General features: G+C 73.9%; 10 protein-coding genes and 1 pseudogene. 5 read left to right on the forward strand and 6 right to left on the reverse strand.

The window, feature by feature from the left end; genetic code table 11:
• The first annotated feature begins 24 nt into the window (after positions 1-24).
• Together murC and msrB are read left to right on the forward strand one after the other, a co-directional pair.
• Positions 25-1,419 (forward strand): UDP-N-acetylmuramate--L-alanine ligase, encoded by a 1,395-nt coding sequence (gene murC, locus AB0D01_RS01510; RefSeq protein WP_363052932.1) that lies wholly within the window; start codon positions 25-27, stop codon positions 1,417-1,419.
• A 15-nt stretch (positions 1,420-1,434) separates the two neighbouring features.
• Entirely contained in the window at positions 1,435-1,842 is a 408-nt protein-coding gene (gene msrB / locus AB0D01_RS01515) for a peptide-methionine (R)-S-oxide reductase MsrB (protein ID WP_363052933.1), read from the forward strand.
• A gap of 68 nt (positions 1,843-1,910) precedes the next feature.
• Here the strand turns inward: msrB and AB0D01_RS01520 are convergent, their stop codons facing one another.
• Positions 1,911-4,190: an NACHT domain-containing protein gene (locus AB0D01_RS01520; protein ID WP_363052934.1), complete on the reverse strand. Its 2,280-nt coding sequence runs from the start codon at positions 4,188-4,190 to the stop codon at positions 1,911-1,913.
• A 491-nt stretch (positions 4,191-4,681) separates the two neighbouring features.
• Here AB0D01_RS01520 and AB0D01_RS01525 point away from each other — a divergent pair.
• Positions 4,682-4,894, forward strand: a pseudogene (locus AB0D01_RS01525) (peptide-methionine (R)-S-oxide reductase); the annotation flags it as partial.
• Between the two features lie 102 nt (positions 4,895-4,996).
• Here AB0D01_RS01525 and AB0D01_RS01530 read toward each other — a convergent pair.
• From AB0D01_RS01530 to AB0D01_RS01550, 5 genes are read right to left on the reverse strand one after another with little or no spacing between them, the layout of a single operon-like run.
• Entirely contained in the window at positions 4,997-5,914 is a 918-nt protein-coding gene (locus AB0D01_RS01530) for an NAD(P)-dependent oxidoreductase (RefSeq protein WP_363052935.1), read from the reverse strand.
• Positions 5,911-7,350, reverse strand: a complete 1,440-nt coding sequence (locus tag AB0D01_RS01535; RefSeq protein ID WP_363052936.1) for a cytochrome P450 — start codon at positions 7,348-7,350, stop codon at positions 5,911-5,913. The genes AB0D01_RS01530 and AB0D01_RS01535 overlap by 4 nt, the downstream gene beginning before the upstream one ends.
• On the reverse strand, positions 7,347-8,930 hold the full coding sequence (locus tag AB0D01_RS01540; RefSeq protein WP_363052937.1) for a class I adenylate-forming enzyme family protein: 1,584 nt from the start codon (positions 8,928-8,930) through the stop codon (positions 7,347-7,349). The genes AB0D01_RS01535 and AB0D01_RS01540 overlap by 4 nt, the downstream gene beginning before the upstream one ends.
• On the reverse strand, positions 8,930-9,679 hold the full coding sequence (locus AB0D01_RS01545) for a glycosyltransferase family 2 protein (RefSeq protein ID WP_363052938.1): 750 nt from the start codon (positions 9,677-9,679) through the stop codon (positions 8,930-8,932). The genes AB0D01_RS01540 and AB0D01_RS01545 overlap by 1 nt, the downstream gene beginning before the upstream one ends.
• Entirely contained in the window at positions 9,676-10,698 is a 1,023-nt protein-coding gene (locus AB0D01_RS01550; protein WP_363052939.1) for a 3-oxoacyl-[acyl-carrier-protein] synthase III C-terminal domain-containing protein, read from the reverse strand. The genes AB0D01_RS01545 and AB0D01_RS01550 overlap by 4 nt, the downstream gene beginning before the upstream one ends.
• A 254-nt stretch (positions 10,699-10,952) precedes the next feature.
• On the opposite strand from AB0D01_RS01550, the gene AB0D01_RS01555 reads away from it, so the two are divergent.
• Together AB0D01_RS01555 and AB0D01_RS01560 are read left to right on the forward strand one after the other, a co-directional pair.
• On the forward strand, positions 10,953-12,416 hold the full coding sequence (locus tag AB0D01_RS01555; protein WP_363052940.1) for a hypothetical protein: 1,464 nt from the start codon (positions 10,953-10,955) through the stop codon (positions 12,414-12,416).
• 26 nt (positions 12,417-12,442) lie between these two features.
• The gene (locus AB0D01_RS01560) at positions 12,443-12,781 is read left to right on the forward strand and encodes a hypothetical protein (protein ID WP_363052941.1); all 339 of its coding nucleotides are present in this window, start codon (positions 12,443-12,445) and stop codon (positions 12,779-12,781) included.
• Positions 12,782-12,905: the final 124 nt, after the last annotated feature.

Here is a 12,905-nt window from a genome sequence, read left to right on the forward strand (position 1 = left end):
GCACACGATCCTGGAGCGACCTGAATGAAGCCCGGCCTGCCGACCGCGATGGAACGGCCCCACTTCATCGGCATCGGCGGCGCCGGCATGTCCGGCATCGCGAAGATCCTCGCCCAGCGCGGCGCGAAGGTGGCCGGCAGCGACTCCCGAGACTCCGAGACCGCCCAGGCGCTGCGCGCCCACGGCGCCACGGTCCACATCGGGCACGCCGCCGACCACCTCGCCGCCGACTCCACCTGCGTGGTCGTCTCCAGCGCCATCCGCGCCGACAACCCCGAGCTGGCCCGCGCCGCCGAGCTGGGCATCCCCGTCGTGCACCGCTCCGACGCCCTCGCGGCCCTGATGGACGGCCTGCGCCCCATCGCCGTCGCCGGCACCCACGGCAAGACCACCACCACCTCGATGCTGGCGGTCTCCCTCTCCGCCCTCGGCCTCGACCCCTCGTACGCCATCGGCGGCGACCTGGACGCCCCCGGCTCCAACGCCCACCACGGCGAGGGCGACATCTTCGTCGCCGAGGCCGACGAGAGCGACCGCAGCTTCCACAAGTACACGCCGCAGGTCGCGATCATCCTCAACGCCGAACTCGACCACCACGCGAACTACGCGTCGATGGAAGAGATCCACGAGTCCTTCGAGACCTTCGTCGGCAAGATCGTCCCCGGGGGCACCCTCGTCGTCGCCCACGGCCAGGAGGGCGCCGCCGAGATCGCCCGCCGCGTCGCCGACCGCGACGGCCTGAGCGTCGTCACCTACGGCGAGGACGAGGCCGCCGACGTCCGCATCACCAAGATCACCCCGCGTGGTCTGACCAGCGAGGTCACCGTCCTCCTCGACGGCCGGATGCTCACCTTCACCGTCTCCGTGCCCGGCCGCCACTACGCGCACAACGCCGTCGCCGCCCTCGCCGCCGGCGTCGCCCTCGGCATCCCGGCGCACAACCTCGCCTCCGCCCTCGGCAAGTACACCGGCGTCAAGCGCCGCCTCCAGCTCAAGGGCGAGGCCGCCGGCGTCCAGGTCATCGACTCCTACGCGCACCACCCGACCGAGATGACCGCCGACCTGGAGGCCATCCGCGGCGCCGCCGGCGACGCCCGCATCCTGGTCGTCTTCCAGCCGCACCTCTTCTCCCGCACCCAGGAGCTGGGCAAGGAGATGGGGCAGTCCCTCTCCCTCGCCGACGCCTCCGTGGTCCTCGACATCTACCCGGCCCGCGAGGACCCGATCCCGGGCATCACCAGCGAGCTGATCATCGCCGCCGCCCGCGCCGCCGGGGCCGACGTCAGCGCCGAGCACGACAAGGGCGCCGTCGCCGACGTCATCGCGGGAATGGCCAAGCCCGGCGATCTCGTTCTCACCATGGGCGCGGGCGACGTCACGGATCTGGGACCGCAGATCCTCGCCCGCCTGTCGAACTGAGGGAGCGGGAACGTCATGGCGTACGAGGTCCAGAAGACGGACGAGCAGTGGCAGGCCGAGCTGACCCCGTCCGAGTACCAGGTGCTGCGCCTCGCGGGCACCGAGCCGGCCTTCCGGGGCGAGTACACCGACACCAAGACGGAGGGCGTCTACTCCTGCCGCGGCTGCGGCGCCGAGCTGTTCCGTTCCTCGGAGAAGTTCGAGTCGCACTGCGGTTGGCCGTCCTTCTTCGACCCCAAGGACAGCGAGGCCGTCGAGCTGGTCGCCGACGCCTCCCACGGCATGGTCCGCACCGAGGTGCTCTGCGCGCGCTGCGGTTCCCACCTCGGCCACGTCTTCGAGGGCGAGGGCTACCCCACCCCGACCGACCAGCGGTACTGCATCAACAGCATCTCCCTGCGCCTCACCCCGACCGCGGAATGACGCCGAGGTGGTTTCCCGGCGCCCAACGGGCACCGGGAAACCACCGGTAGGGGTGGCGAGCGACCCGCTCAGGTCGTGAATTCGAAGCGGCGAGGCTCCGCGAGCACCTGCAATGCTTCGGGCCTGCGGTCCTTGACCCCTACGTAGATCGGTTCACGTCCCGAAGTGACCTTCTGGACCCACCCCTGCGACTGCAAGGCGCTGACCACCATGGGCACGCGGCCGCGCAACGCGGGGTCGATGCCCCTGGACAGGCCGCTTTCCTTCCGGCCTGATCCGCGCTGGGAGTAGATCTTCTTAAGGATCGTCAGCGCGATCTTTGTATCCGTCGACAGATTCAGCTGCATGATCCCGGCGGTGGTCTGCGACTGGGTCGAGAATCCTTCGAACTCACATTCGACGAACTTGTCGGCGATCCCCTCGGGCAGGCTGGCGGCCCCGTCCATCAAGCCAATCAGACAGGATCGGAACTCGGGACACGCGTCGTCTGATTCAAGCGAGGAGATGTCCAGACGCTGAATGACGGAGGCGTTGAAGCTGATCCCGGACAATACGCCGTTCGCGCCCGAGGGCGTGAGCGATTCGACCATGACGCCGTCCACGATGAAGTGTTGACGGCCTTTGTCAGGAGCGAGGCTGTCGGCGACGCGCAGTGTGTCAAGGGTAATGGCGTCGTAGTGGTGATCATTCTGTCGCCGCTTCGCCGTCGCGATGACGGCTCGGGCGGAAATGCCGCGCGCTTCGAGTGACTGTGCGGCGACGCTGATGCCCAGGTCGCTCACTGCCACTACCCAGGATGCGTTCTGGGAGAGAGTGTGTCCGTCGTGAGGACGCTCCAGGTAGCCGGCCAAATCCTCGCCGTACGCGGTGTCCGCGAGGTCCCGGTCGACGAACACGCGCTGCTCCTCATCCGTGCCCATGCTCTGCGATGAGTGTGCGAGCCCCGGCAGTCGGAGCAGAAGAGTGGTGCCTTCTTCGTCGGGCTCCTGCCGGTTCACCTCCCGGAACGCCCGTTTGAGCATCTCCATATCGATGGGCCCGGTCTCGTGACCGGTGGAACGAGCGAGTGTCGCCACTCTGGAGAGGGTCTGCCGGATCGTCTCAGGGCGGACTGCGGTGAACATCTTTGCTTCGCGCCTGCAGATCAGGTCGAACAGTCTCTGCCAGGCAGTGGCCTGGTCTATGGCGGAGTCCGTCTCGATGTCTGGCAGCGACCCGTCGGCGAGCAGGTAGCTGATAAGCAGGGGACGTGCCGGGAGCCATTCGGGAACGCTGCCGGAGACCCCGGCCTTGGCCAGGTAGCTGGTGACCTGTTCGGCCGTGAAGTCGTGGATTGTCTGTACCGAGCAGTCATCGCCGATACCCAGGACATCGATTAGTTCGTCCAAGGAGGCGAAGAAGTTAGCCCTTCCGCACACCGCGATTCCGGTCTCCGCAGGGGTCTGCTCGATGAGCGCCCGAACGCCGGAGAGCGCTTGGTAACGAACGGCCTTGACGTCTGCTGCGTTCCCCATCCAACGTGTCGGAACGATCTCGTCGAAACCGTCCAGGAGCAGGACGCAGGCCCCGGCCCGCCATGCGGAGGTCAGGGCGCGCTCACTGCTGAAGCCGATCTCCTCGGAGTGCCGACGGAGGATCTCCGCAGGGGTCTTCAACCCCGCGCAGTCGCGGAGGTTGATGTGCACCGGGAAGGGAGCCAGCTTGCTCGACTTGAAGTGCGACTTCCGCACCTCGTTGTAGAGCTGCCTGAGGGCGTGGCTTTTGCCGATTCCGAATTCTCCGATGATGAGCTGGCGCGCTCCGCCCGAAAGTGACTTGGCGAGTTCCTTGACGCCCGACCGGTGGTCTTCCTGGTCGGCGAAGATTGTGCCGACGTTGACCGAAGATGTCGAGCTCTTGGGTACGTAGGCGAGGCTCCCGAAGGGTGCCAGGTCCCGACATTTGATGTAGCTCTCGGAGTCACACAGCCGTCGAGAGAGGGTGGCGAAGCTGATGGCGTGGATCGGGAACTTGGCGATCTCCGATTGCCGCTTCACAGCACCCTTCTGCTCGGCCGTGGGTTCGTCGCGTGTAACGAACCATCCGGTGACGCTCTTGTAGGCGTTCTCTGGCATGGCGTGGAGATCGATCAGTACCTCGCGCGCCTTCTCCGCGTCGTACTCGGCCTTGGCCTTGTCGCGTCGTACGGTGAACTCGTAGACGTGGATCGCGTCGTCGCTGATGAAAGCACTGTCGACCTCCCGGCCCTTGTGCATGATGGGCCCCTGGGTCCCCATGGGGTCGTGAATCGCCTGTGCGGCGCTAAGTGCCCTCTTCTCGAACTCGGGCCCCGTCTCGTCTTCGTACATCTATGCTCCCCCTCGCGCGGCCGCCTGTCGTTAAGTGAGTATGGCCCTGGCACGTGCCCTGGTTCTACTTGAACTGTAATTTTCACTACCGGAGTTGACGGTCAATCGGCTAGTTGGCGCGGTTCGACCCGACGTCGAAGTCGATGTGCCGGGTCGCGGTCGCCGCTCCGTCGATTGGACCGCTTCCCTACGGTCCACCGGTGTGTTTTCGAGCAGGGGCGGGCGTGCGGCCTTCATCTTCCTCACACAGGCTGAGCGGACGGTGGCTGCCGGGCCATAGGCCGGCGCTGCCGGGTCCGAGGAGGATCTGCGGTCCGGCGTGAGGCCACCACAGACCGGGCGGATGCTGGCGTTGGCGGCGCCTACCCCCGGCGGCTCCACGAGCGGATCGTCGCCTCCGCCGACTGGCAGGCGAAGGTCTGTATCGAGAACGCGATCATCCCCAACGCGCCGACGTCGTGTCCGGCATCAAGCTGCCCGGCGAGGTCGGCGGCTGGCCGAGCTTTTACGATGCACGCACCTCGGAAGCCGAAGAACTGCTGGCCGACGCCTCCCACGGCATGGTCCGCACCGAGGTGCTCTGCGCGCGCTGCGGTTCACACCTCGGCCACGTCTTCGAGGGCGAGGGCTACCCCACCCCGACCGACCAGCGGTACTGCATCAACAGCATCTCCCTGCGCCTCACCCCGACGCAGGAGGGCTGACCCCCTCCGGCCGCCCGGCGGCCGACCCACGGGCGTCCGTGAACTCCCCGAGGGCCCTCCCGCATCCGCCCCGCGCGGATCGGGAGGGCCCTCGGGCCGTGTTCAGGCGTTCCGGACCACCTCCGCGAGGTGGTCGTCCAGGGTGCGCGCGGGGATCCAGCCGCAGGACCGGGCGCGGGCCAGGTCCAGGACGACCGGACGCGACAGCTGGTCCACCGCGTAGCGGCTGAGGGCCGGCTCCCCGCCCGTCAGGCGGGCCGCCGCCTGGGCCGCGCGGGCCGCCGTACGGGCCACCGGGAGCGGCAGGTGCCGGATCCGCGCCCGCACCCCGTGGGCCCGCAGCACCGCGCCGACCGCCGCGTCCCGCCCGTAGGGGGCGGCGTCCGCCACGTTGTACGCGCCCGGGGGCCAGCCGACCGCCGCCAGGCAGGCGTCCGCGAGGTTCTCCACCGCCGTCAGGCTCAGGCGCACGTCCGGACCCGGCAGCAGCAGGGTCCCCGCCCGGACCCGGGACAGCAGGCGGGGCAGCAGCTGCGTGTCACCCGGCCCGTACACCGCCCGGGGCCGCAGCACGACCGCCCCCGCCGCCAGGGCCAGCGCCTCGCCCGCCGCCTTCGTACGGCCGTAGGCGTTCAGCTGACCCGTCCGCGGATGCCCCTCGGCGACCCGCTCCCGGCCGGCGCGCGGGTCGTACACGCTGGCGCTGCTCACCCACACCACCGGCCGGCCGGCGGCCGCCCGCAGCAGCCGGGCCGTACCGTCCACGTTCACCGCCCGCATGGCCGCCTCCGCCCGTGCCCCCGGCGCGGGATCGCCCACGGCCGCCGCGCAGTGCACCACGACGTCGACGCCGCACAGGTCCGGCTCGGCGTGCGCGGCGTCCCAGAACCGGTGTTCCCCGACCGGGCCCGGCCGGCGGCCCAGCCCCACGACCGAGGCCCCGCGCGCGGCGGCCTCCCGGGCCACCCACCCGCCGCAGAAGCCGCTCGCCCCCGTCACCGCGACCCGCACCCCCCTCACGCCGGTCCCCCCACGCCGCCGCCCGCCGGGCACGCGCCCGCCGGGGCGGGGCCCGTCTTCGTGTGGCCTGCCGCCGGGGGCGACGTCGCGGAGGTGGCGGGGTGCGGGCGGGCGGGTGCCGCCCCGGCGGCGCTGTCCGCCGGGCACTCGCCCGCCGCCGGGCCGTGCCCCGTCTCCGCGTGGCCTGCCGTCGGGCCGCCGTACGCCGCCGTTCCGGCGTCCGCGGCGCAGGCGCCTGGGTGCGGGCGGGCCGGTGGCTTCGGGGTGGTGCCGGGGCGTACCGTCAGGCGCCGCCAGCCCGGCAGGGCGGCCCGCCGGTCCACCCGGGCCCGCGCCACCACCGGCCGGTGCGGCGCCAGCGCCTCCAGTACGTCGCCCAGCAACACGACCGCCAACCGGGCCCCGGGACACGCGTGCGGCCCCGCCCCGAACACCAGCCGGGCCACCCCGGGCGCGACCGGATCCCGCCCGTCGGGGTCACGCCGGTGCGCCCCGACCGCGTGCCGGGCCACCAGCAGCAGCCGGTCCCCGCCCCGCACCGGGCACCCCCCGACCGTTCCCGCCCCGGCCGCGACCCGGGGCAGCACCGGCGAGGCCGCCGTCACCCGCAGCAGTTCGTCCACCAGGGCGGGCCGCGTCGCGGCGTCGCCCGCCTGCCCCCACAGCCCCGCGTCCGCGCACCAGGCGACCGCCCGGGGCAGCGCCGCCACGGCGGTGTTCACCGCCGCCACCGCCACCATCGCGGGCAGCGCCCCCCGCCCCGGACCCAGCAGCCCCCGCAGCCGCGCGGCGCTCCGCTCCGCCCGTGCCCGCGCACCCGGCCGGGGCGGGCCCGGCAGATGGCTCCGTACGGACGCGGCGGCGGCCTCGGCGGCGGCGCCCGCCAGCTCCCGCGCGTCGGCCTCCACGTCCAGCAGGGCGCACACCACCGACCCCGAGAGGACCCGGGCCAGGGCGACCACGTCGACCTCCCCACCCCGGGCCAGCGGCGCCAGCTCCCGCGCCAGCAACGGCCGCCACACCGCCCGCAGCTCCTCCACCCCGGCCGCGCCGAGCCGCTCCGCCAGCGCCCGCCGGTCCGCCCGGTGCCCGCCGCCCTCCTGGTCGAACAGCACGCCCCCGTCCCCGCGCAGCGCCTCCCGGGCGGCCCCGCCCGTGGTGCCGGCCGCCGCCCGGTCCAACGGCAGCCGCGTCAACGCCTCCCGGTACGCCTCGGAGCCGTGCACCAGCACGGTCCGGCCGAGCCGCCGCACCGGACGGCCCCGACCGGCCCCGAGCAGCGCGAACAGCAACGGCCGGGCGAACAGGTAGACCCTGCGGTCCCGGCGTCGCGCCGTGGCGTGGCAGGTGGTCATGGGACGGTGAACCTCTCCGGAGACGGTGGTGGTGTAGGCGGTGGTGGTGTACGCGTACGGGCGCTTCCCGGGCCGGCTCACGCCCGGCCCCCCGCGCCGCCGGCCCGCCCGGCGGCCAGCCGTCGGGCCGCGAGGGCCGACACCGCGGCCCGGTCCGGTTTGCGCGAGCGCCCCGACAGCGGGATCCGGGCGAACAGCAGCGCGTCCGGCCGGGCCGTGCCCATCCGGCTCAGCGGCCCCGACAGGGCCGCGCGCAGGGCGGGTTCACCGACCCCGGGCCGCGGCTGGACCACCGCGACGAGCCGTTCGTCGCCGTCGGCCGCCGGAACCCCGACGAGCACCCCCAGCTCCACCCCCGGCACGTGCAACCCGGGTTCGTACAGACCCGGGTAGATGTTCTCCGCCCGCCGCAGCACCATGTCCTTGCAGCGGCCCTCCAGCACGATGCGGCCCGCGCCGTCCAGCCGCGCCCGGTCGCCCGTACGCACCCACGGATCGGGTTCCTCCCCCAGGTAGCGGTCCCGGGCCGCGGGCCCGGCCAGCAGCAGCTGCCCGTCCGCGTCCGGTACGGCCCGCACCCCGGGCAGCGGAGCGCCCACCAGGTCGCCCGCGCCCTCGAAGGCCGCCTTCTCCCGGGACTCCACCGCCGCCGCCGGGAACAGCTCGGTCAGCGCGTACACCCCCCACGCCTGCTCCGCGCCGGCCGCCCGCACCCGCCCGAGCAGCGCCGCGCTCGCCGGCGCCGAACCGGTCCACACCCGCCCCCCGAACCGGGCGCCCGCGCCCAGCGCGTCCCGCAGCTGCGGCGGCGTCAGGTACGTGTCCCGGGGCCGCAGCCGCGCCAACTGCCGGGCCAGCACCCGCGGGGAACGGGCCGGCAGCGCGACGGGGGCCCCGCGCGTCAGCGAGGGCACGAGCACGAAGAACGTGCCGCCCAGCACGGGATCGCCCGCCCGCCCGGCCCCGCCGCGCCCACCCGCGGCGCCGGCCGGGCCCGCGCCCCCGCCGAAGCCCCCGCCCCCGCCGAAGCCGTCTCCGCCGTCGAACAGCGCGGCCACCGTCTCCATCCCGGCCGCCAACTCCGCCCGGGTGTGCACCACCGCCCGGGGCCGCGAGGTGGTCCCGGACGTGAACACGATCACCGCGTCCGTGTCCTGCGGCCCCGCGTACACCGGCACCCCCACCCGCGCGGCCGCCAGGTCCAGCGCGGGCGCGCAGCCCGGCAGCCTCGGGCCGACCGTGGCCACCGGCCCCAGCCCCGCCAGCTCGGGCAGTTCCAGCGCGGCCCGTCGGGCCAGCGGGCGCGCCCAGCCGGCCACCGCCTGCGCCGCGGCGTCGGCCAGCACCAGCGCGGGCCGCGCCAGCGCGAGCCGGGCCCGCAGCACCTCGGCCCCCGCCCCCGGGTCCAGGACGGCCCCGCGCAGCCCGAGCCGCCACAGGGCGAGCAGCACCGCCAGCGCGCGCGGCCCGGGCCGCACCGCCACCCCGACGGTGTCCCCGGCGCGCAGCCCGCGCGCGTGCAGCGCCGCGGCGAACGCGTCGGCCAGCTCGGCGAGTTCACCCCGCGTGGCCCGCACCCGGGTCGCCCCCGAACGGGACGCGGCCAGCACGGCCGGCCGCTCCGGGCGGGACCGCAGCGCGTGATCGAGTCGGTCCAGCATCAGCGGGGGTCCGTTCCGTGCGCGCCGCTGCCCTGGTCCAGGTACCAGCGGGCGGTCCCCGCGATCCCGTAGGCCCGCAGGCGCCGCGTGGAGTTCTCCACGACCATGCCCCGGCAGCGGCTGATCCGGTCGGTGTGACGGCGCACGGCGTTCAGGAACAGCCGGTCCGTCGGCGAGGGGCGCCGGGGCATCCCGCCCACGGCCAGGTACAGATCGGCGGTGATCGCCATGTTGTTCCCCGCGTGCATCCGGTACGGGGCCCGGTAGCCGTGCCGGCGCGCGTGCAGCGGTCGCAGCCGTCCGAACAGCGCGGCCAGCGCCACCAGGGCCGCGAAGAGCGTCCGCCCGAGGGGTCCGTGTTCGTCGCGCCGCGCCGTGATCCGCCCGCACACGAGCCCTCCGCGCAGCGACAGCGCGGAGCGCGCGGAGCCCGCCCATCCGGGTCCCGGCAGGCAGTCCGCGTCCGTACGCGCCAGCAGGACGGCGCCCCGCTCGATCGCGTACCGGAAGCCGGTGTCCACCGCCGACCCCACCCCCTTCTCGGGCTCCTCGATGACCTCCACCGGGAACGGCGCCCGCGCCGCGAACTCCCGCGCGATCCGCCCCGTACCGTCCGAGGAGGCGTTGTCGACGACCAACAGCGTGAAGTCACGGTCGTGTTGGGCCGCGAGCGCCGACAGCGTCCCGGCCAGTCGGGCCTCCTCGTCGTGGGCGGGGACCACCACCCACATCGGCGCGCGTCCGCTCACGACTTCTCCCAGACCATCGTCATGATGCTGATCCCGCCACCGAGGCCCACGATCAACACCCGCTCGCCCGGAGCGAGTTCGCCGAACACCCGGTCCAGCTGGACGCCGATGGAGGCGCTCGCCACGTTCCCCAGCTCCGGAACCGTCACCACCAGCCGGTCCGACGGCACGCCCGTCAGCTCCGCGAACCGCTCCAGGTACGGCACCGTCACCTGGTGCACCAGCACCTTCGCGAAGCCGTCCACGTCCATGCCCACCCGGTGCAGCGTCCGGTCGACGACCGCCGTCCCCACCTTCTCGAACACCCCGCGCAGCTCGTGCCCGTCGCCCCGGAAGTACGTGTACGCGTCCCCGCGCGGGTGGCGCGAACCGCCGCCCGGGATCCCCCCGACCTCCCAGTGCTCCGAGTGGGTCTCGCTGTCCACGTCCAGGATCCCGCCGCGCTCCACCGCCTCCACCACGACGGCCGCCCCCGCGTCCCCGAACGTGTAGCCCGCGAAGCCCGCCCGGAACTCCGCCAGGTCGGCCGGATCGGTGCGCACCGCCCGGCTCGGGGTCTCCCCGGTGACCACCAGCGCCCGCCGGGCCCGGCCGGCGAGGATCGCGCTGCGGGCCAGGTCGATGCCGTTGACGAAGCTGTTGCAGGCGTTCGTGACGTCGACGGCGTGCGCCCGGGAGCCCAGGTCGGCCTGCACGATGTGGGCGGTGGCCGGCTCCACCACGTCCCGCGAGGCGGAGGCGAACACCAGCAGGTCCACGTCCATCGGGCCGAGCCCGGCCGCGTCCAGGGCCCGACGGGCCGCGCCCGCGGCGAGCGTGGAGGCGTACACCCCCGGCGCCGCCACCCGGCGCGAGACGATCCCGGTGGCCAGGGTCAGCAGCCTCGGCGGCAGGCTCAGGCCGCTGCGCCGGGCGACCTCCCGCTGGAGGTCGTCGGAGGACAGGACGTCCTCGGGCAACAGGCTGCCGACCGCGGTGATCCCCACCCGCGGCCGTGGATCGTGTGACTGTATGAGCATGCCCCCACGATGGCGACCGGCGTCCGCCCGGTCCTGAGTACGGATGCTCATATCCCGTACGGGGACGCTGAGTAGGCCTGGGCACTCCCCCCTACGGCCGCCCCGCCGCACCGCCCCCGACAGGGGCTGTCGAACCCCTGGGCCCGGCCGACCCGTATCCGTATCGTGGATCGACCACAGGGGGAGGGGACATGGGGGAAGGCAGAGGATTACAAGGCCTCGTCCCGTACGGGGACGACGCCACGGACCGGTGGTTGAGCGCCACCGTCCACCTCGACGAGGAGTTCGCCCGCGAGGCGGCGGCCGAACTCGTCGAGGACCGGCTCACGGCCCTGGGCCCGGCCCTGGGCGTCGACCTGGTCGGGCTCGCCCGGCACGCCCGACTGGCCCGACGGCGGGGCGACGCGCGCGACGCCCTCCTCGTCGGCCTGTTCGCGGTCCTGGCGGGCTGCGTGGTCCTGGCCTGGCACGGGGTCACGGAGGGGCGCCCCGAACTCCTCGGCCGCTCCCTGCTCGGGCTCGGGGGCACGTGCGCCGCGGCCTGGGCCCTGGTGCTGACCTTCGAGCACCGAGGCCGGACGCTGGCCCTGGAGGTCATCGAGGCGGACACCCCGGCCGCCACCCTGGCCCCGCCGCTGGGCGAGGCGCTGGAGGAGCGCCTGCGCGAGCAGGAACGGGCCAACGTCATCCCGTACTGGGCCGGCGCCGAGCGCGAGCACCCCTTCGTCGGCAGCGGCGTGTCCCTGCGCGAGCGGGTCTGGCAACCGATCGACGTCGGAACCCCGGCCGCGGACCCGTCGGGCGACGGAACGCTGGAGATCGTCCCGTTCGACGTGGTCGAGCTGCACGCCTTCGTCGTCGAACAGATGGGGAGCATCGCCGGCCTGGGCGGACTGCGCGCCGGCGAGAGGCTGTACGTCCTCGGCACGCGCGTGGGGTACGCGGACGCGGCCCTGCTGCCCGACCGGCTGGGCCGGCCGCGCGCCGTCGTCCCGCCGGAGATGGTGCGGGCCGCCCTGGCCGCCCCCGGCTCGGGCATGCGCACCTACGTGTGCCTGGAGCGGGCCGGCGAGGGCGGCCGGGTCATCGTCTCCATGCACCTGCGGGCCCGTCTCCAACACCCCAGCCTCACCTGGGAGGTGGCCGCCTACGTGGTGCCCCCGCTCGACTTCCGCTTCGACCGGGTGCGGGCCCTGCGGCTGGACGCCTTCGGCCGGTGGCTGACCTTGATCACCTCGACCACGCGGCGGTTCCTGCCCGACCTGTGCACGTCCCCCCTGCGGCTGCTCCGCAAGGGCCGGGCCGTGCTCGCGCACCGGTGGGGGCTGTGGCACGCGCGGTGGCTCATCGGCCGGCAGCACCTGGAGTACGACTACGGGGCCACCGGCAGCCTGCGCGCACGCGTCGGTTCCTGGTCCCGGATGGGTTTCTCCGACAACACCGACACCCTGGACTACCTCCAGCGCCTCCAACAGGGCGTCCTCACCGCGACCGAGCGGTTCCTGAAGGACCACAACGTCGACACCACCTCCTTCGAACAGGCGAAGCAGGTGATCAACCACCACAGCTACACCTTCCACGGCCCGATCAACGGTCCGGGCAACTACGGATCCCACGGCACGATCGACCTGGCCGGCCCCGGCGCCGGGCGCGAGCCCGGCAAGGGCCAGGGGCCCGCCGGTCCCGGGGGCCCCGCCCCGGCCCCCGCCCGGCCCTGACCCGTACCCGGCACGAGAGGACCGCGATGGGCACCTACCACTTCCACGGGGACGTCAACGGCCCCGGCAACTACGGCGACCACGGCGTGATCCACATCGGGCGGGCGCCGGACGAGGACGACGCCGCCCGGGTGCTGCGCCTGGCCGCCGAACTCGCCCGGCGGCTGGACGAGGAGGGCGCCGCCGAGGAGGGGGTCGAGGCGGCGCGGATCCTGAACGACGAACTGGAGGAGGCGGGCCGGGAACACCGCGCCCCGGAGCCCGGACTGATCCGCCGGTGCCTGGAGACCGTCACCCTCGGCCTGGGCGCGGGCAGCGGCGCCCTCGCGCTGACCCGCGAGCTCACCCTCCTCCTCGGCGGCTGACGGCCGGCCCCTACCATCCGGGGGACAGGGGGCCCGCACGCGTCCCCGGACAGGGTCTCGTTCACCCCGGCCGACCGGGAGGGGCTCACCCCGGGAACGGTCCGCCGCGCCGCCGTTCCGGACG

Origin of the sequence: Streptomyces sp. NPDC048606 (assembly GCF_040650855.1) — a bacterium.
Lineage (GTDB): Bacteria > Actinomycetota > Actinomycetes > Streptomycetales > Streptomycetaceae > Streptomyces.

Excerpts from the sequence above, each read along its gene's own strand:
- AB0D01_RS01550 (WP_363052939.1), bottom strand. The coding sequence starts at position 10,698 with ATGCTCATACAGTCACACGATCCACGGCCGCGGGTGGGGATCACCGCG.
- murC (WP_363052932.1), top strand. The coding sequence starts at position 25 with ATGAAGCCCGGCCTGCCGACCGCGATGGAACGGCCCCACTTCATCGGC.
- AB0D01_RS01540 (WP_363052937.1), bottom strand. The coding sequence starts at position 8,930 with ATGCTGGACCGACTCGATCACGCGCTGCGGTCCCGCCCGGAGCGGCCG.
- AB0D01_RS01520 (WP_363052934.1), bottom strand. The coding sequence starts at position 4,190 with ATGTACGAAGACGAGACGGGGCCCGAGTTCGAGAAGAGGGCACTTAGC.
- msrB (WP_363052933.1), top strand. The coding sequence starts at position 1,435 with ATGGCGTACGAGGTCCAGAAGACGGACGAGCAGTGGCAGGCCGAGCTG.
- AB0D01_RS01560 (WP_363052941.1), top strand. The coding sequence starts at position 12,443 with ATGGGCACCTACCACTTCCACGGGGACGTCAACGGCCCCGGCAACTAC.